This window comes from Trichocoleus sp. DQ-A1 (genome assembly GCF_039961955.1).
GTDB lineage: Bacteria > Cyanobacteriota > Cyanobacteriia > Cyanobacteriales > FACHB-T130 > FACHB-T130.
This window is the reverse complement of record NZ_JAMPKE010000004.1, coordinates 147966-167011: the sequence shown is the minus strand read 5'-3', so window position 1 is coordinate 167011 and position 19046 is coordinate 147966. Positions and strand designations below refer to the sequence as shown.

Here is a 19046-nt window from a genome sequence, read left to right as displayed (position 1 = left end):
ATTTATCTCAAGGCTCTTATGTCAGTGCCATTCGATTTAAGATGGCTATACTACTTTTCAAATATCCTCTTAAACTGATAGCTGAGAGATTAAAGGTTGACTTGCTGAATCGTTTGGCGCAGGATTTGACTAGATCGTTGCAATTGTTCTGACTCTGTAGGGGTCAAAGAGAAATTCAGAACCCTGGTAACACCCTGACGATTTACGACCGCAGGCAAACTCAGACAAACATCATTAATTCCGTGAAGACCATTTATCAAACTACTAACAGTCAAAACTCGGTTTTGATTGCGTAAAATTGCTTGCACAATCTGAGTAACCCCTAAACCAATTGCGTAGCAAGTTGCTCCTTTGCGTTGGATAATCTCATAGGCGGCGTTCTTGACCTGTTGAAAAATCTCGTCAATTTGTGCAGTTTTCGTTAAATCATTATTGTCATGAACATCTAATAAATTCATTCCCGCAATATTGGCTTTGCTCCAAACGGGAACTTCACTGTCTCCATGTTCCCCAATAATGTATGCGTGCAAACTACGCGGGTCAACTTGTAACTTTTGGGCTAACAGATAGCGAAAACGAGCTGTATCTAACACCGTGCCCGAACCAATCACACTAGAACTCGGCAACCCAGAAAGCTTCCAGGAAACATAGGTCATGATATCTACTGGATTCGAGACAATTAAGAGAATCGCTCCTGGAGAACATCTCACGATTTCTGGAATCAAATTTTTAAAGATTTCGATGTTGCGCTGCACCAAACTTAACCGATTTTCTCCAGGCTTTTGTTTTGCTCCTGCTGTGACAATTACAATATCGGCATTTTCCCCATCTTCTAGGGTTCCCGCGCGTACTAGGCTGGGTTCGACAAAGGGTAGCCCGTGGACTAAATCCATGACTTCCCCTTCTAGCTTTTCTCGATTAACATCAACAATCACCATTTCATCCAAGGTGTTTTGAATCAGGATTGAGTAAGCGCAAGCCATTCCTACCTGACCTGCACCAATAATGACTCCCTTCCGGGGACGACGAGCGATCGCTAAGTCAAGATTAGTCTCGGTAGGGGTTGTAAATAATTCTTCAAACATATCTATCTGATGGAAAATGTCGTTGATGTAATGATATCGAAAACCAATCCTTTTCAGATAAAGCTAACCTTCTTTTCCTTTAATTATTTTTATCCTTGTGTCTCAACAACAGTCTTTTAGGGTCTCCAGAATGTTTTGGAAACGCTAAACCACGGCGTTAATTTTAACAATTCGCTACTTCTATGAAACCTTGTTTAACTCGATTCTTTCTCTATCAAAAGTTTTATTTCCGTAGTCACTACTAAACAAATCAAAAATAATAGATAACTCTCCATCGGCAAGTTGTTTTACATGAAGCAAGCTAAAATTATTTTTAGTACATACATATATTTTTTCTATTTTGTAGGGACTTTTAGTTTCATTACTTTCAATAAAATTTTCATCAATGACTATCTTTTGTAATATGTTCATAGCAAATTTACTTAAAGATGCATAGGCGATACCGCTAGAAGTAAGCTGAAACACTTTAGCCGATGGAGATTGCTCGTGGGATAACTTGAAAGCAGCTCCCATGTGTACATCTCCGCTCAAAAATACAATAGGTTTCTTGGTTTTTTGGGAAACCTCAAAAACCTTATTTAATAGTTGATCTCGTTCTGCCCAATTAGATTTATGATCCCAATGATCTCGTAAATCATCAGTGTACTTCCAATAGGGGATGTCTAAATTATTAACAGCAAAGCTCTTAAAATGAACGACTGGAACTGGCGACACAATAAATAAAACGCGGGATTCAGAATCATATTGGGAATTTAGCCAACCGTCAAAACGTTTCCACTGCTCGGCACCTAAAAGACGCAGCTCTTGCCGATTATAATCATGATGTCCCCTCATATCTAATACATAAAAACTACAGAATCCACAATTGAACTGATAGTCAAATTGATCAATACTGGTATCTGTAGGAGGATTATGAGAATGTTCGTATTCTTGATAAACTTGCTTAGCAGCCTCAAACATTTCATTTGCTAGCCGCAAATGTTCTTGAGTATTTCGCAACTGCCATGAAGTATCTAGCTGTGCGGCTAATTCATTGGGTGTATAAGAACCCCAGCCATCCATAATTTCATGGTCATCCCATATCATATAGGTGGGAAAAGTTTGAAAAAGTTGTTGCACCTGGGGGATGCCCCAATAACCCCGATAGATATCTCGATACCAGGAAATCATATCGGTTTTAGAAGGGTTTTGTTTTTTGTTCTTCCTCAACCAGCTCCAGATATTTAATTGTTTATTTCCTTCTCCATCCACATATACTTGGTCGCCAGTACCTATCAAAAAGTTTGCATTTGTATCCAATAATTCTTGCTTAAATTTGTCCCACATTTCCAAATTGAGGAGCTGATGCTCGTCGTAAGGCATATGGCAACTGAACATCCCAAAATTCACCTCTGTGGGATGTTCTGGAAAGGTTTGAAATGACAGGTTTTGTTCGTTGCCCAGTTCCCAGGGTTTTTCTCTATCCAAGTGAAATAGAGCGTAATAATAGCGAGTATCGGGTTGGAGATTTTTTAGGTCTACTACACCTGTTAAGTCATGCTCTTGATTGAGTTGGAGTGGGACAAGAGTAACGCTATAAATTTCTTGGGAAATACTTGGAGAGGTTAATCGCAACCAATGCCCTTTTTCGTCGTTGATTATCTCCGGAGTGCCATTGGTAGGAATTCGATGGCGAGAAAATACTAGCCAGTAATCTCCAGGGGAAGACGCCCGGAACCACAGGCGGGTGCTAGTGGGAGTAGTATGTCCAATGATGCTGGCACAATCGAGACGGGAATTGGGCCAGGGGCGCTGTTCGGGGTCATAAAAATTGAGGTGGGACAAGGTCAAATTGAAACTCGGCTTTGATAGAATGTCTGCGAATTTCAATATTAACTAGAAACGGTTGATATTGATGGTTTAGCGGACATTTAGGCGACAAACACAAGGAACCGAATCATCGGCGCGATATACTTTGCGATCGCGCGTTATTCCTATCGCTGCTTATTTTGGATTCTAAACTGCTGCCCAGAACCTCTATAAATCAAACGCTGTCAGTCACGCTGCTAAAATTAAACGCCCCCACTCGCACCCCAGGCACAACACTGCTGCCATAGCGTTGGACTGTACTCAGAGCATCCACATCCCGCAGCATTTCAGGCAAACTCTGGTTAAAGCGCAAGTTTTTAATTGGGTAAGCAATTTGACCATCCTCGATCCAGAAGGTGCCATCACGACTCATTCCCGTTACGACTAATGATCGAGGATTCACATAGCGCACGTACCAAGCCCGACTCACCAAAATTCCTCGCTCTGTCTGGGCGATTAGGTCAGCTAGACTTCGATCTGAGCCAGTCATCACAATTGGATACATCGCGCCTGTCGGCTTTTTGCCCTGCTGTGCCGCCCAGTAGCGGCTATAGGAAAGCGTTTGAGGGATACCGTCCTGAATGACTTCTTTGTAGTCATTGCTTAATCCATCGCCAAAGAAAGTGCCTAACTGCAACAGAGGATGAGCGGCATTTCGCTGTACTTGTACGATGGGGCTAAACATTGCTTCGCCTAAACGGTTGCCCGCGGGTTTGCCTGACTCATCAGTGCGAGACATAAACGACCGCCCTTCATCTGCTGCGCGTGCATCCAAATTCCAGACGATCCAAGGGAGCAAAGCAGCAAAAGCGGCTCCATCAAAGACAACTGGATACGCGCCAGGATGGACTTCGCGGGGTTGGCGCGACTTGATTGCCCGCTCAATTAGCTGCTGGGTTAATTCCTCAATTGGCAACTGTTCAAGCGCCCAAGCGGAGCGATTACACCAGGAGGAACCATCGCCAATTCGAGCTGTAAAGCTGAAATCTGCCTCTGTAGTTTGATTGCAGGCGCGTAGTCCCCGCGAGTTTGCGATCGCATATAAGTTCGTCTCTGTACTCAACGTTCCCGAACCATCCACTCCCGCCTTCGCACTCATGGCGCAGACACGCTGGATAATTTCGCCCCGTGCTAGCGGTGAAAGGGTTGCCGTTGCCTCATCGAAGGCTGGGGTTCGCTCTTCGTAAACTTGAGGTTCTAGCAGTGGCACCCACTCCGGATCTTCTGGGGCGAAACGGGCAAGTTCTTCCGAGCGTTTGATGGCAGATGCGCTCGCATCTGAATCTAAATCTGTCGTAGAACTAGAGGCACTCTTGCGTCCGAAGTAACTGGTGATGGTGAGCTTAAACTGAGTGCTACTAATATTTTGGCTAATTTGATTTTCCGAGAAGCGGCTGAGGGATTCTTCACCAGTGCTGAGGCTGACAAATACCTCCTCTGCTTCCGACTGTTTAATAACTTCTTCTAATAGAGAGATCGCCCGATCTTTACTGATTAAACTGGGTGCTGTTGCTAGAGTCACGATAATTCTGAGATTTGTGGATGGTTAAGTCTGGGATGAAGCAATGCGATCGCGTTTTGATTTCGGGTGCGAGGCTTTTCAAATGCCAATCAACAAAATAATTAAAACCTCTATTCCAGAGTGCCAGATTATTCGTAAATTCAGCAACGCTGCAACAGTCAGTCGTTCTGATGTCCGTGAGTTTTCTATCTTTACATCCCAATAGGTTATCCCAGCTTGCTTTATTCTAGTTACAAAATATTACATTTATGCTAAAACAAGGTACTAAAGATAGTATTGACAAGAAAGAAATATTATTTTGCAATTCTGGAATAGAGGCGAGAGATGACCTACGAAAGAATACGAAAATCTTCTTCTTGGAATCCCGCTTCTAACCAGAAAAACAGCCACAGCATTCAGTCGCGCTCTTTTGCAAGCCAACCAAAACCTGATTCGCAGCTGCCTCCTACCCAGCAGGAAATAGAAAATCAAGCATTTGACCAGCATAAGTTTGAGGCGACCGGGCTAGAAATACAGGCGAAACTAGGCAGCATAACGCCAGAGGGACAGGAACGACTAACGGTATTACAGGCAAAGATGGATGCCTTTTGGCAGCAGAAAAGAGAAAGTACGCAACGCCAAGGCATTAACTTATTGGAAATCCCCAACCTATTTGCTCCCCGCCAAATATCAACACCCCAACCAATTCAGGCAAAACTGACGATTGGAGAACCAGGGGATCGGTACGAACAAGAGGCAGATCGAGTAGCGGCTCAAGTCGTGAGTCAGATTAATAACGCACCTGCGCCTAAACAGTCAGCTTCGGGTGAAACTGTCCAGCGAGACGAAATGCCCCAACTGGATGAGGAGGAAAAACTCCAGCAGAAACCAGAAGGCAGCATCCAGCGGCAAGATACGCCCCAACTCGATGAAGAAGACGAACTCCAGATGAAGCCAATAGTGCAGCGTCAGTCTGGAGCGGATGGAATGGCTGCAACAGCGGATCTGGAAACATCCATCCAACAAGCCAAAGGTAGCGGACAATCCCTCTCGGAAAGCATCCGAGAACCAATGGAAAAGGCATTTGGCGCAGACTTCAGCAGTGTCAAAATCCATACTGATGCCCAATCTCACCAGCTAAATCAATCAATTCAAGCTAAAGCTTTCACTACGGGTCAAGATATCTTTTTTCGGCAGGGGGAATACAATCCAGGGAGCCGCGGGGGACAAGAATTGTTGGCGCACGAGTTAACTCATGTGGTGCAGCAGAATGGGGGTCAGGTACAGCGGCAAATACAGAAATCATCTGAATTGTCCCCTGGCTCTCAAATCATGAGATTGAATGATACGCAGACTGGGGAACTGCCACTCATTCAAGCAAAAGAAATTATGGGAGTGAAAGCGTTTCAAGCAGCAACTTCGGTTTCCTTCTCCCGTCGTCCATCCGAACTAAAAAAAGTTGATGAAGCACTGAAGAAAGTACAACAGGCAGGTACAGATAGCATTCTGCTGGGTGAGTTATTAGAGGCAATCGATCGCTGTCTAGATAAATTCTCAGATCTGCATCCTAGAAGATCGGGCGTTATTAGCTTGCGCGACCAAGTTATAGAACAGCAGACAGAAATTAGCCTGAAACTTCAAGATAATGACCAGCAGGCTCCAGCGGAAGGAAGAAGCCGAAGTGGAGCTTTTTCTGCTGAGAAACAAAGTGTTGGCAAAGGCAGCAATTTTAGTGATTTTGACAGCAAGCAATATCGAGTGTCAGGGCGATCGCCAAATCGGATAATTGAGGAGGTTAAGCGCACGCAATTAGGAAATGGGAAAGTCGTTTATTTCGCAATGGGTTTGGTGACTGGTTTTAACGGCAAAGCACCTCGCGTAGCACCCTATCCACAACCCGTCTCTCTAGGAGATTGGTACCCCTCTGTAACTCATATCAATGGTATGCAAGTAGCGCCAAAATCGGGACTTTTAAGCGCCGCAGCATTGCAAGAATCAGTCAACGAAGCGCTAGATGCTCAAGACGATGCCGCATTAGGACAGAATGCCATAGATGTTCTTTACACCTATAGCGCTCAACGGGGTGGTGTGGTAGCCGATCTGATTGACTGCCTCAAAGGAAAAGTCCAAGTTGACGACGAAGCAACAGAGAAGCAGGAAGAAATCATGCTAGATGCGGTGCGCCGCAAAACACGGGTTACTGTTTCTGCTCACAGCCGAGGAACGATTAAAACTGACAATGCAGTTAGAAATGTACACGAAGTTTTGCAACAAGAATATCTATTATTAGCAAGACAAGACCCCGCAGTTCTCAAAATCTATCAAGATTTTGCTCTGTTCTATCAAGAAAATGATATGGGACTAGGTATAGACCCAGAAATATTAGCGGCGGCGGCGCGAGAGGAAGCAGCTAAGAGGATGGCTAGCGATCGCGCTAAGGAGGATATGAATACTTATATCCAATTAATTTTTGCCGGAAATGCTGTACAGCATCCGTCTTCAATATTAAAAACCGACCTATATGTGGGTGGATTTGACCCAGTTAGTTTTGCCGTCGGGACTTATAGCCACATTGGTAGCAGGATAGACTCTGCTATTGGTACGGGAGGACACGCTAAATCAACAGTTCATAGCGTGGGTAAAACTAAGGGACATGGTTTTGTCGGGAATTATGTTCCCGCTGTTAGCGATAAAATTGCTGAAGACTTAAGCGGACGGGAAGATATCCAAGACAAGCAAGCTAACCAAGCTTTATCTAATATTGATCCCGAAAGGTTAGCAGAATTAGAGCAAATGGGTAATAACTCTAGAAGGCGTAGGGGTAGGTAGGTTCGTTCGATTAGCGATCGCGTTTCTACTTAATGATTTGAATTTGCTTTTTCTGCTGTCAATAGTAGGAAAAACTATATTTTATTCAGGTCAAAATTTTGCTGAAAGACGATGTAAATGCTGGTTTAGCAGCAATAAGTAAGCCAGATACTTCACCTAAATTAGTTTTAGATGAATCGGGTGGCTGCACTATTTCGCTCCCCTTTCCTCCTTCAATCGTTAAGTTGTCGGGAGGACAGTTGCAGGTAGAAATAAGAATGGCAAAAACGGGTGAGTTTTTTACTTTGTTATCACCTTTAGCAGCGGTTCACGGTCAACTAAGCCGAGAATTTTTAGACGCTTTATTGCACAGGCAATTTTATGCCGAACAGGTTTCTAGTCTGAGTTTTGCGATCGCAGTTGTCGGCGATAGCGATCTGCTAGTGGCAGTTCATCATTGGATGCTGGATGCGATCGCACCAGAAGAATTTAAACGTTTATTTCAAAAATTTATCTCGGCAGTTTTATCTGCTATTCCAGAAATTAATAATATGGCTAGTTCTGAAATATCGTTAGCACCGATTCATTCAGAGGAAAATTCTTAAATAATTGGCAGAGTTTTCGGGAATTTTGCTGTTAAATTATCTAAAATTAGAAAAAATAATCTACTTTTTCTGTAGGAAGATAGCGATCGCCTTAGAAATTGAAGATGATAGGGATGCGATCGCATCTCCATTTCAAATCACGAGGAACTGCCAATCTGAATATCGCGCACTCGCACGGGTACGCAGGCGTGAGTCATTTGGGCAATTTGGATCGGTTCGCCTTTACCGCAATTGTTAGCACCGCACTGCATCCATTCTGAGGCGGGACCAACTGCATCCACGCTATTCCAGAAGTCAGTTGTCATTGAATGGTAGGTAACATTTTTGAGCATCCCTACCACTTTCCCTTTCTCGACTTTCCAGAAAGCATCGCCGCCAAATTGGAAATTGCGGCGCTGTTGATCGATGGAGAAACTGCCAATCCCGTCGATTAAAATCCCGTCTTCGGTGTCAGCAATCATCTGGGCTAAAGTGGCGGTGTGGCTGCCTCCCTCTGACCCTGGCTCTAGCCCTAAATTAGGAATGCGAACCATCGGCACGCTTGACCAACTATCAGCATAGGCGCAACCGTTACTGCTGGGGCGTCCGAGTCGATGGGCAGTTTCGCGGTCTGTTAGATAGTCTACTAAAATGCCATCTTTGACAACGTACCAATCTTGTGAAGCAACGCCTTCATCGTCGTAGCCTGCGGTACTGCGTCCTCCCGGCTGAGTGCGATCGCATTTAAAATTCACCCAAGGCGCGGCATATTGCAGTTTGTCCAATTTATCAGTCGTGGCAAAACTGGTGCCTGCAAAGTTGGATTCGTAGCCGTACACGCGATCGAGTTCTGTGGGATGTCCGACTGATTCGTGAATGGTTAAAAATAAGTTAGTCGGCTTGAGAATTAAGCTGGAACGAACCCCCGAAGGACCAACTGGCGCGTGAACTTTCTCCATCGCTTCTTCAGCAACCCGATCGACTTGGCTGAGGATATCTGACTGATCGATATGCTCATAACCGATGTTCAAGGGCGGACGTTCGTAGCTGCGGCTTTGAGCATCGCCATTGGCGATCGCTGTACAGCCAAATCCCGGATAGCTGCGATAAATTGTCTGCTGGATCAGAGAACCTTCTGTAGAAGCGAAGGTTTTGTCTTCGCGGCTGAAGCTGAGGTAAGAATAGGCTTTTTTGATGCCGCGATCGCCATAATTCAACAACTGCTCGTTCACATTCAGCAGCAGTTCTGCCTTTTCAGCAATTGGCACCGTAAAGGGGTCAATCTGGATCGGAGTGATGTAAGTATCCCGGTGCGCTTCAACAGGAACTAACTGCACCCGCGTTAGTTGGGAAAGGCGACTGGCTTTGGCGATGTCTACCGCTAAAGCAACAATTCTGGCAACTTCTGCCGGAGTTTTGTTATGGCTGGCAGCGAAACCCCAAGCGCCATCTAGCAGCACCCGCACCCCAAAGCCAGAATTGACATTGTCTGACAAATTGCTCAAAGAGCGATCGCGTGCATAAAGATTCTGAGTTCGGTAGGAGCAAAAGCGGACATCTCCGTACTCGCACCCAGCTTTCCGAATCAGGTCGATCGCGAGTTCGCTCAATTCAGTCGTATAGCCTGGGGTTTTAACCTCAGAAATGGGTGCAGGAGCTTGTACCATAGCGATCTCCAATTAAAAACTAAAAATGTAAAATTAAATGCAAAAAGACTCTTTTTTAATTTTACATTTCTAATTCATTCTAATCCCGCCATAAAGCAATTCCACCCAATAAACCTGTCACATTGGGCACGATTTTCGTGTTTGACGGTAACTCAAACGCGATTTTTTTCGCTTCGCCGCCGCCGATATAAAGAGAATCGTAATTAAACAAATGTTGAAGAGACGCGAGCGCTTTTTCTAGACGATTATTCCATTTTTCCTTCCCGATTTTATCCAAAGCAGCACGTCCCATCTGCTCTTCATAAGTTTCCCCTTTGCGAAACGGATGATGACCCAGTTCCAGATTGGGTACCAGTTTCCCGTCTACAAACAAGGCGGAACCAAAGCCGGTGCCAAGGGTAATGACCAACTCAACACCCTTGCCGGAAATTGCCCCCATTCCCTGAATATCGGCATCATTTGCCACCCGCACCGGCTTGCCCAAGCGATCGCTCAGCACGGTTGCCAGATCGAATCCAATCCACTCTGGAGTTAGATTAACCGCCGTTTTCGTCACCCCGTCGCGCACAACACCTGGAAAACCAACAGATACGCGGTCAAATTCACCTGCTGCGGCAGCAAGACTTGCGATCGCATCAATCACAGGCTCCGGTTTGGCTGGAGCTGGAGTCTCTACTCGACTACGTTCGGTCTGTGGCTCTCCAGCTTCGTCTAAGACTATCACCTTGATGCCACTGCCGCCAATGTCAACCGCTAGGGTACGCATACATCTATTCTCTCTATTTGATAATGAATTGATTGCGAATTTTAGATTGACAATTTACGACTCGTGCAAATGTTAAAACTAACCTTTTTACACCGCTAGATTGTAATCCAAAATCTAAAATTCTCTTACGCCTGTGAAGTTGGAGTCGAGGCAGTTGCAGAATCGGTTCCAGGTGGGGAGAAAAACTTATTTGTCACCCACGTTGTCAAAATATGAGACAACAGTCCCATTGGCCCTGCAAATAAGCACAACACCAGCGAGTGGATTGTCCAGACACCAGTACGCTGTCCTTCCCAGTAGATATAGCGACCAACGAATAAATCCATTACCAGAAAATGAACCCACCCAATCGCAGCAGCTTTCTCGTCTGCAAAGAATTGAGCAATATCCGCGAGTTGAGGATTGGACATCGCTTGAGCAGATTCCGGTGTAATGGATGTAAAAAACCAATACACATATAAACCTGCTAAAGCCACAAAGGGGAGATAAGATTCCATCACCCGCTTCGTCACGCCCCAGTTGGGTAGGAAAATCATTAGCGCCCAGAAAGGCAGAACAAACAGATTCGCGCCATTGAATAATTGAGTAATTGTCATAGATATGAAGAATTAACCTGACTATCGTCATCGTAAGCGACTGTTAAGCAGATTGCCGGTTAGAATCGGTGCCCAGAAACCCAATCCAATCGTCGCAGGAGCTTTCTGAATGAAGGTCAAAATGATTTTACCGGCTTTGACTGAAGCACTCAGCCCCCACTGGCGACCGATTAAATATTCGCTGTTTCCGCCACTGGGATTAGCGACGATTGCCAGTTTTTTCAGCGAAGATGATGAAATTATCCTGCAAGACGAACACGTTGAGCGACTGGATTTAGATGATGAGCCAGATTTGGTGGTGATTCAGGTTTATATCACCTCAGCTTACCGAGCTTACGAATTAGCCGACCATTACCGTAAAAAAGGCGCATACATTTGTCTGGGTGGATTGCACGTTACCTCCCTTCCAGAAGAAGCTGCTGCCCATGCGGATACAATTTTCCTGGGTCCTGGTGAAGATACGTGGCCTGAATTTCTCCAAGATTTCCGGGCGGGACACCCTGGTAAAGTGTATCAGTCGAAGCTGCGATCGCTCCTCGGCGTTCCTCCCATTCGCCGCGATTTAATTAAGCGCCATCTGTACTTAATTCCGAACTCCATTGTCGTTTCGCGGGGTTGTCCTCACACCTGCGATTTTTGCTACAAAGAAGCTTTCTTTAAAGGCGGCAAATCTTTCTACACGCAACCTGTAGACGATGCACTGGCTGAGATTGAGCGGCTACCAGGGCATCATCTTTATTTTCTCGACGATCATCTGTTTGGCAACGCTGAATTCGCCGCCGCGTTGTTTGAGGGGATGAAGGGGATGGGGCGCGTGTGGCAAGCAGCCGCAACGGTACAATCTATCTTGCAGCCGGGATTGTTGGAAAAAGCAGTTGAATGTGGCTTACGCAGCTTGTTTGTTGGCTTTGAAACCCTTAACCCGACGAATCTCAAAGAACAGCATAAATATCAAAATCTCAATCGAGATTACAGCGCTGCGATTCGCCGTTTGCGGGATTTGGGCGTGATGGTGAATGCTAGCTTCGTTTTTGGCATGGATGACGATGATGAAACCGTGTTTGCGCGCACGGTAGAATGGGCGGTGCAACAGGGATTGGAAACTGCCACGTTTCACATTTTGACGCCTTATCCCGATACTGCTTTGTACAAACGCATGGCAGCGCAGGGACGAATTACTCATTCCAACTGGGATTTATACGATACTCGTCATGTTGTCTACAAGCCAACTAAGATGACACCGGAGGTGCTAGAGGCAGGCTACTGGCAAGCGTATCGAGATTTTTATCGTTGGAGTAATATTTTCCAAGGTGCTTGGGCTAAGGATCGTTGGTCTGACCGGATGCGGCATTTGGTCTATGCTGGGGCGTGGAAGAAGTTGGAGCCAGTTTGGGACGGGATCATTCGGGCGAAAAAGGTCACTCAATGCCTGCCAACTTTGGAAAGTGTTTTAACCAGTTTTGGCGCTCATCCATCCCCGCAACCCCGAGAAAAGTTACCTTTTAAGGAGGAGGCAGCTGTTCTACAAGAGCAGATGCCAGTTTTATAAAAGTCTCTATAATCTTCCAGAGCGGGTTTTCCCTGACCTACAGATGGGAAACAAGAGAATAGTGGTACAGGTTGCGCGGTAGGCTGGTATTTAGGGAATTGCCCGCTGGAGGGATCGACCGAGATGGAGTTCAAACTAACAAATGCCTTTAAGTTTTATCAGAATTTAGAGCATCAAAATCATGCGATTGATGAGCTTGAGCAATGGTTCAAAGATAATCACCCAGAGCAGTTAGAGAAGTTTCACCAAGCTTTATTAAATGGCCCTAGCCCCGATCTTGCCCCGGAAGCGATGGAGAAACTGACACTCAAAAGTAGTCAACCGTTGGCTTTGGCAACCTATTCGTCTTCGTCAGAAATTCATCTGAACGATCCGATCATTGCGGGTGGTGACTTGACGTGGGCAGACGCGATTCCTAATGGCGATCGCCATCTCCCCGAAAATCTAGAAGTCGTGGAGAATATTATCGCTCTTGCCAAGCAGCTACAAGTTGCCAGAGACCAGATTGGTAAGCCTTTCCTGATCACCAGTTGGTATCATCACAAACCCTTTGGGGCTAAGGTTCATGGCGCGTCCAAAAATCAACCGATGACGGGCGGTGCTGTTGATTTCAGGGTGGAGGGCTACACCGGGCGACAGCTCGCAAAGATGCTGGATTGGTGGGAAGGCGGTTTAGCGACCTATATGTATGTGCCCTATATGCTGCATCTGGACATGGGTCCCCAGCGACGCTGGCAAGCACAATATCCAGGCTAGGGAACAATTAAAGATTAAAAAGCCTCAATTTTTAATTCTTAGTTTACGCGGTGTGCAACCTTTTCTTAACCTCCCTTGGCAAGAGAGGCAGAAATACAGAAAGTCGCACGCCGTGTTAGTTTCTTACCGAACGCCGGGAAAGTTATTGACAAACTGAATCTGGATATCGGGAAAATTCTCGACAATCTGCACCTTGAGATCGGGAAAAGATTCAACAAATTGCCACTGACCGCACCGTTGGGGAAAAGCGGTGACAGGTTCGACGATTAAATCCGGGGAGGATGAGACAATCTTTACCTTGATATCTGGCAAGCTTTCAACAATTTTTATTTTGCCGTAAAGTGGCTTGCCATTGTAGGTGCAAGTGGCTTTGTTAATGACACTTTGAGCAGAAGCGATCGCTCCTAGCGGCAGCGTCACCAGTAGGCTAGTGCCAAATACAACCCAGTTCAACCAACGTTTCATCATCAAGATACCTGGAACAAGTTTAAATCTGCTCAATCTCAATCTATAAATTTAGGATTTGTGACTTTTATATTCTGCTTATTCAGTTAATGTATCCAGTTCCTCTTTGACAACCCGTAGAATTCGATCGAGATAGGCTTGTCGCCACTGTTCTCTCTCTTGTTCTACCTGCTCACTTGGCTGGTAATTCTCAATTTCTTCAATCGAAATCAGACCTTTTGTTTGAGCCAACCGTTCAACTGTATCGAGACGTTCGTGTAGAACAGAGACTTCCCCAGTTAGCGCCAAAACCATTGCCAGTAACTTGTCGCTTTCGGGATTTTCAAAATAAATAGGTTTTTTTCCCTTAGCTTTTTTTGCCATTACTACAAATTCTCTTGAATAACTTTATTTGTATTTCTTCGTTTTTGACAAATGGGTAAAAAATGCTGGAAATAGACTTTTTATAGAAGTCGGGGAAAGGTTAAAGTAACTATTTTTTCCTTCTTTTTTACCCAATCAAATCAACCAGTCGATGATTTTTACCAGAAGTCTCATGACGAGTCTTTAGTCAGTCGTTACTCACTCATCACTGATGACCGATCGCTAATCACTGGTGACTTATTTACTGGCAACCAAGAGAAACCAATTGCCCCGACTGCCAAAACCGCCTCCTTGGGATGTGCCTTTCCAGCCACCTGTAGCAGCAACAGTTGGGGTAATTTTATCTGCTTCAAAACCAGCTTGGCTAGTCAGCGCTACCAAGTCTAGATCGCGCATGGCACTCCACCAAGGTTCGTTGTTATTTTGCGTTTCCCAATCAAACATGAAGGCGCTGTAGGGTTCCATGTTTTGATAAAGGGGAGCTTCCACATGAACCATCAGTCCACCCGGTGCTAATAGTCGATAGCATTCGCGCAGAATATTCGCGATCGCTGGTGGCGATGCTTCGTGCAACAAAATATGGGAGACGATCAGATCGAACGACTCATCGGGGAAATCTGTAGACTCACCATTCTGCTGCGAGAAGTGTACTCGCTTACCCAAAGCCTCCGCTCTTGCATGAGCGTACCGCAGCATCGGTGCCGCTACATCAATCGCATAAACTTCAGCTTCTGGGTAAGCATCCACATAAGGAAGCGTGCTGTGACCGACGGAACATCCGATGTCGAGAATTTTTCGAGGGCGCAAGTTGGGATGCTGCGGCTGTAGATAATTACGAACCACAGACTGCCCCATGTCGTCGTTCATTGGTCCCAGACGACCCATTACATAAACATAAACACCGCGATCGTAGACAGCCCCGGCTGCGATATCGTCTTCGGTATATTCGCTATGGTATCCACCCGGCATACAGTGAATATCGACTGCGGTGTGGTACGCAGGTATTTTCAAATCGGCATTCAAGGTTAAAGAACCCAAAGAGCTATTCTTAACCCGCGCCTGCTCCATCAAATCGCCAAGCTGCCGATCGACGCTCGTGTTGACTGAATCCCACATCATCTCTTGAGTGGTACGCCGCAACGCACCCCACATTCGGTAATAAGGTTCGTGCTGCATCAGACGGCGAACTTCATGCCGATCTTGAGGCGATCGCTGATGCTCCTGCTCAAACTGCGGTTTAAGCCGCTTCTCGTAAATTGCTTTATTTCCTGGGGTAATCTGACTGGTCAGGTAGCCTTTTAAGCTATTGACAAAGTTTTGGCGTGCTAACTCGTCATGGGTCGCTTGAGGTAACATCCGGTGTTGGAATTGTGTATCCATATCCTAATTTCCTAACCCCTTATTGTTTACTCTAACAAGTTATCGTTAGCTTTCAGGGGTTTTGGTGTAGGTAAGCGATCGCTTTCACCGAAAGTTACGCTCATAGGAGCGATCGCTTTCCCCGGAAGTTACGCTCATAGGAGCGATCGCTAACCAACATAAATGCGAGAGCGATCGCGCCTAGGACAAAATCTAGAAGCGATCGCTCTTTCCTCAGTTAAGGACTCAGTTAAGGACAGAATCGCTTACTTGAGGTGACTGGCTGTTTTTTGCCTTCTTCTATCTAGCACTGAGGTAAGCTTCTAGCTTCTCAGAACCCCCAATCAACTTGCCATCAATAAATACTTGGGGAACCGTTGTTCCGCCTGTGACAGCCCGTAAAGAGCGAGTAGTAATTTCTTTGCTTAAGACAATTTCTTCGTAATCCAACCCATGCTCCTTCAGCATCACCTTTGCACGAGAGCAGAAAGGACAACCTACTTTTGTGAACAGGGAAACGATCTGAGGCTTTGCTGCCTCAGGATTGATATAGTTGAGCATTGTCTGGGCATCAGACACCTCAAAGGGGTCTCCCTCCACAACTGGCTCAATAAACATCTTTTCAATCGTGCCATCCTTCACCAGCATGGAATAACGCCACGACCGCTTCCCAAACCCTAACTCAGCTTTATCAACCAGCATTCCCATGCCTTCGGTGAATTCACCATTTCCATCGGGTAGCAGAGTTAGATTCTCTGCTTCTTGGGATTTAGCCCATTCATTCATCACAAAGGCATCATTGACGGAAATACAAATAATGTCATCAACGCCATTTTCATGAAAGACTCTAGCCAACTCGTTGTAGCCAGGGAGATGGGTTGATGAACACGTCGGAGTAAAAGCACCCGGTAGCGAGAAAACAACCACTGTCTTCCCAGCAAATAAGTCGTTAGTCGTCACATTCACCCACTCATTGTCATGGCGAGTACGGAAGGTGACGTTGGGAACTTTTTGTCCTTCTCGATTAGGAAACATGAATTTCACTCCTTGACTACAAGCGATCTGAATGATGAACTTCTATTAAGCGTACTCATTATGACTACATTTTGTCAAGGCAAAAACTTTTTTAACTCGCTTTCACGGCTAGAGAAAAATTGGATAAAACTGGGAAACCTGACTCTGAAGCGTGGGGCTACATAAACGAAGCCTGCTCCCGGCAGGCTAAAATTCTTCAGGCTCCCAGCAGCCTTTGGACGCGCCAGCCCCGCCCTGAAGGGTGTGGGCGTATACATGGCGTATACATTGGGTGGGAATGCTCCCATGATTTTCTTGTCGTCTTATCGTCTTCTTAAAGCTCAGAAAAAATGCAGGCAACGGTCGAACAGCTTTCTCGAATTTTGGTTTTTGTAGATTTAACTTTGCCAGAATTAGAGCGTTTACAACCCCACACGCAGGTGCAGCACTACAGCCAAACAGAGATTGTCATGCAGGAAGGCGATCGCCTTCCTGCAAAGCTATATGCTCTCCTGAGCGGTTCCTTACAAGTCGTTAAAACGGCAATAACCGGCAAGGAAACGATTCTCCGTACTTTGCCACCAGGAGAAATCTTTGCGGCTCCCGCCTTATTGGGTGATGGAATTGCTCCAGCAACCGTCACTGCTGAGTGTGATTCTCAGATTCTGACGGTAAAAAGAGATGCGCTGCTAGAAGCGATTCAGCAAACCCCGGAAATTGCCTTACGAATGCTGATGGTTTTCAATTCTAGGCTGCAACAACTCCATGAAACGGTGCATGGATTGGTTTCTGAGCGGGCAATTGTGCGCTTAGCTAGATTGATTCAGTATTCTGCAACTCGATATGGTACCTCTCCAGCGGCGGAAGGTCAGTGTTTGAAGGAGAAGCTTTCTTATTATCAAATGGCTCGCAGTATTGGGATTACCTATGAGGAGTGCGTGCGACTATTTAAAAGTTTGAAGCCGGTTATGGCTTACAGTCGCGGCGGAAAAATTACGGTGCATGATGCACAGAAATTGGAAGCGATCGCTTCTGGCATGATTAACGAGTAACGAATAAGTGGGGGTGAAGTTTGCCCAATCTGGAGTTGGTAGCTATTTTGCGATCGCCCAACCAAGAGAGTCATGAAACCTTTTCTTCTTTACTGAACAAGCGCTTTTAGGAACTAGCTAGCAATACTCCCAACACCATTCCCCTCAGCTTGAGCTTTGAACTTTCTTTTCGCTTCGTAGAATCGACAGGCGACAGATCCCAGCGAGTAAAGCAATGCAGCGTTATTCGACGCTCCAACCACAGCACCGATTACAGGCAAGAGTTCGATAAAGCCTAGTCCAACTTTCAGGACTCCAGAACCGCCAACAGACAAACCGAAAATGGCTAGAACTTCGCCTCGTCGAGTTGGATCTTCTAACGGAAAACCGTATGCAGCCGCAATGCGGTAGATCATCTCTGCTTGAAGCGCTGTAACCGCTGCCACATCGACTGCAAACAGAGTGAGCGCTATCGGAGGCACGAAGTTAGTGAGTAATCCAACACCCCCACCTTTCAGGGAAGTGTCAACAATAATTCGGTGAGCAAGCTGCTCAGAGCTTTCTAGAGGATATTCTTGTCGGAGCTTATTTACCTCATTCTGAGCTTTTTGGGCATCAACTTGACCCAATGCAGTCGTTAACCAATTGATGCCTGGAACCTTGGCAGCAAACTTCACGACTGGATTTTCAGCGATTGGGGTGACGATTTTGCCCACATTTTCCGTTCCCTGCTCCACGAAGCGCACAGCCGCAGATCCAACCGTTTCTCCTACGGCAGTAGTCGTACTGGTAACGTTTTCAGCAGTAGACTGCAATGTATCAGAAGCCAATTTAGCAAACTGAATTGCTGTAGCGATCGCTTCACTCATTGGGTCTGTGCTTGAACCTTGTTTGCCTGGTACTGCCATAGATTTTGGTCACTTTTAAACTTTAGACTGAAACCTACTTTATAAAAGGCAAAGACTCAGTAGCCTCTATCCTCTGATAGTGATTGAATCTTCTAAAAGTCTGAAATTCAGTCCCCAGTCTCATCGCTCAGTTTTTTACAGATACCAAGCTTAGGAAGTTTAGAATAATTAGCGATCGCTCTTTTTCTGCTAAAAATTGGTGCAGAAGGCGATCGCTTTGAAATAACTGCCACGCTTCAGCAACTTTAGAACAAACCCAAAGTCAGGGATTTGTCAATCGGTAAAGTAGCACCAATTCCTAGCCAGAGTGTAACTAAGGTACCCACTAAGAAAACAACTGTGGCAACTGGGCGACGGAATGGGTTTTGGAACTTGTTAACATTTTCGATGAAAGGAATTACGATTAAGCCCAAGGGAATCGAAGCATTGAGTACAACGCCCAATAGTTTGTTAGGAACAACGCGAAATATTTGAAACGTTGGGTAGAGATACCACTCTGGCAAAATCTCTTGAGGAGTCGCAAAAGGATTTGCCGGTTCTCCTACCATCGCCGGATCGAGAACTGCCAGCCCTACACACAATGCAATGGTTCCTAAAATCACTACTGGAAAAATATAAAGCAGATCGTTAGGCCAAGCAGGTTCTCCATAGTAGTTATGACCCATCCCTTGAGCTAGCTTTGCCCGCAGTTTTGGATCGCTCAGATCGGGTTTCTTCTTGATTCCTGTCATAACAAAAACTCCACT

At 45.7% G+C, this 19046-nt stretch carries 17 protein-coding genes; 5 read left to right on the top strand and 12 right to left on the bottom strand.

Annotation, left to right across the window (positions count from 1 at the left end):
• Positions 1-89: 89 nt before the first annotated feature.
• The 3 genes from NDI33_RS06425 to NDI33_RS06415 form a co-directional block, all read right to left on the bottom strand.
• Positions 90-1085, bottom strand: a complete 996-nt coding sequence (locus NDI33_RS06425) for an L-lactate dehydrogenase (protein WP_190437067.1) — start codon at positions 1083-1085, stop codon at positions 90-92.
• A gap of 180 nt (positions 1086-1265) precedes the next feature.
• Entirely contained in the window at positions 1266-2699 is a 1434-nt protein-coding gene (locus tag NDI33_RS06420) for an alkaline phosphatase D family protein (protein WP_190677768.1), read from the bottom strand.
• 409 nt (positions 2700-3108) lie between these two features.
• On the bottom strand, positions 3109-4455 hold the full coding sequence (locus NDI33_RS06415; RefSeq protein WP_190677766.1) for a metallopeptidase TldD-related protein: 1347 nt from the start codon (positions 4453-4455) through the stop codon (positions 3109-3111).
• Positions 4456-4779: 324 nt separating this feature from the next.
• Between NDI33_RS06415 and NDI33_RS06410 the strand changes: the two genes are divergently transcribed.
• Together NDI33_RS06410 and NDI33_RS06405 are read left to right on the top strand one after the other, a co-directional pair.
• Positions 4780-7263: a DUF4157 domain-containing protein gene (locus NDI33_RS06410; RefSeq protein ID WP_242033237.1), complete on the top strand. Its 2484-nt coding sequence runs from the start codon at positions 4780-4782 to the stop codon at positions 7261-7263.
• 98 nt (positions 7264-7361) lie between these two features.
• The gene (locus tag NDI33_RS06405; RefSeq protein ID WP_190677764.1) at positions 7362-7847 is read left to right on the top strand and encodes a type III secretion system chaperone; all 486 of its coding nucleotides are present in this window, start codon (positions 7362-7364) and stop codon (positions 7845-7847) included.
• 137 nt (positions 7848-7984) lie between these two features.
• On the opposite strand, the gene NDI33_RS06400 is transcribed toward NDI33_RS06405, so the two are convergent.
• From NDI33_RS06400 to NDI33_RS06390, 3 genes are all read right to left on the bottom strand, one after another.
• Entirely contained in the window at positions 7985-9493 is a 1509-nt protein-coding gene (locus NDI33_RS06400; protein WP_190677762.1) for a TldD/PmbA family protein, read from the bottom strand.
• Positions 9494-9572: 79 nt separating this feature from the next.
• Positions 9573-10259 (bottom strand): ROK family protein, encoded by a 687-nt coding sequence (locus NDI33_RS06395; RefSeq protein WP_190677759.1) that lies wholly within the window; start codon positions 10257-10259, stop codon positions 9573-9575.
• A 125-nt stretch (positions 10260-10384) separates the two neighbouring features.
• Positions 10385-10855 (bottom strand): ABA4-like family protein, encoded by a 471-nt coding sequence (locus tag NDI33_RS06390; protein WP_190677758.1) that lies wholly within the window; start codon positions 10853-10855, stop codon positions 10385-10387.
• Between the two features lie 109 nt (positions 10856-10964).
• Between NDI33_RS06390 and NDI33_RS06385 the strand changes: the two genes are divergently transcribed.
• Entirely contained in the window at positions 10965-12404 is a 1440-nt protein-coding gene (locus tag NDI33_RS06385) for a radical SAM protein (RefSeq protein ID WP_190677755.1), read from the top strand.
• Positions 12405-12527: 123 nt separating this feature from the next.
• Positions 12528-13160: a D-Ala-D-Ala carboxypeptidase family metallohydrolase gene (locus NDI33_RS06380; protein WP_190536276.1), complete on the top strand. Its 633-nt coding sequence runs from the start codon at positions 12528-12530 to the stop codon at positions 13158-13160.
• A 123-nt stretch (positions 13161-13283) separates the two neighbouring features.
• On the opposite strand, the gene NDI33_RS06375 is transcribed toward NDI33_RS06380, so the two are convergent.
• The 4 genes from NDI33_RS06375 to NDI33_RS06360 form a co-directional block, all read right to left on the bottom strand.
• Entirely contained in the window at positions 13284-13628 is a 345-nt protein-coding gene (locus NDI33_RS06375) for a hypothetical protein (protein WP_190428074.1), read from the bottom strand.
• A 75-nt stretch (positions 13629-13703) separates the two neighbouring features.
• Entirely contained in the window at positions 13704-13988 is a 285-nt protein-coding gene (locus NDI33_RS06370) for a hypothetical protein (RefSeq protein WP_190412676.1), read from the bottom strand.
• Positions 13989-14225: 237 nt separating this feature from the next.
• On the bottom strand, positions 14226-15368 hold the full coding sequence (locus NDI33_RS06365) for a class I SAM-dependent methyltransferase (RefSeq protein ID WP_190677753.1): 1143 nt from the start codon (positions 15366-15368) through the stop codon (positions 14226-14228).
• Positions 15369-15647: 279 nt separating this feature from the next.
• Positions 15648-16382: a glutathione peroxidase gene (locus tag NDI33_RS06360; RefSeq protein WP_190536274.1), complete on the bottom strand. Its 735-nt coding sequence runs from the start codon at positions 16380-16382 to the stop codon at positions 15648-15650.
• Positions 16383-16711: 329 nt separating this feature from the next.
• On the opposite strand from NDI33_RS06360, the gene NDI33_RS06355 reads away from it, so the two are divergent.
• Complete coding sequence (locus tag NDI33_RS06355) at positions 16712-17413, top strand: Crp/Fnr family transcriptional regulator (RefSeq protein WP_190677751.1); 702 nt, start codon at positions 16712-16714, stop codon at positions 17411-17413.
• 113 nt (positions 17414-17526) lie between these two features.
• Here the strand turns inward: NDI33_RS06355 and NDI33_RS06350 are convergent, their stop codons facing one another.
• Both NDI33_RS06350 and petD read right to left on the bottom strand, forming a co-directional pair.
• A complete protein-coding gene (locus tag NDI33_RS06350) occupies positions 17527-18300 on the bottom strand; it encodes an EcsC family protein (protein WP_190677749.1) in 774 nt (257 codons plus the stop codon).
• Between the two features lie 245 nt (positions 18301-18545).
• Positions 18546-19031, bottom strand: a complete 486-nt coding sequence (petD, locus tag NDI33_RS06345) for a cytochrome b6-f complex subunit IV (protein ID WP_190429071.1) — start codon at positions 19029-19031, stop codon at positions 18546-18548.
• Between the last annotated feature and the right edge of the window lie 15 nt (positions 19032-19046).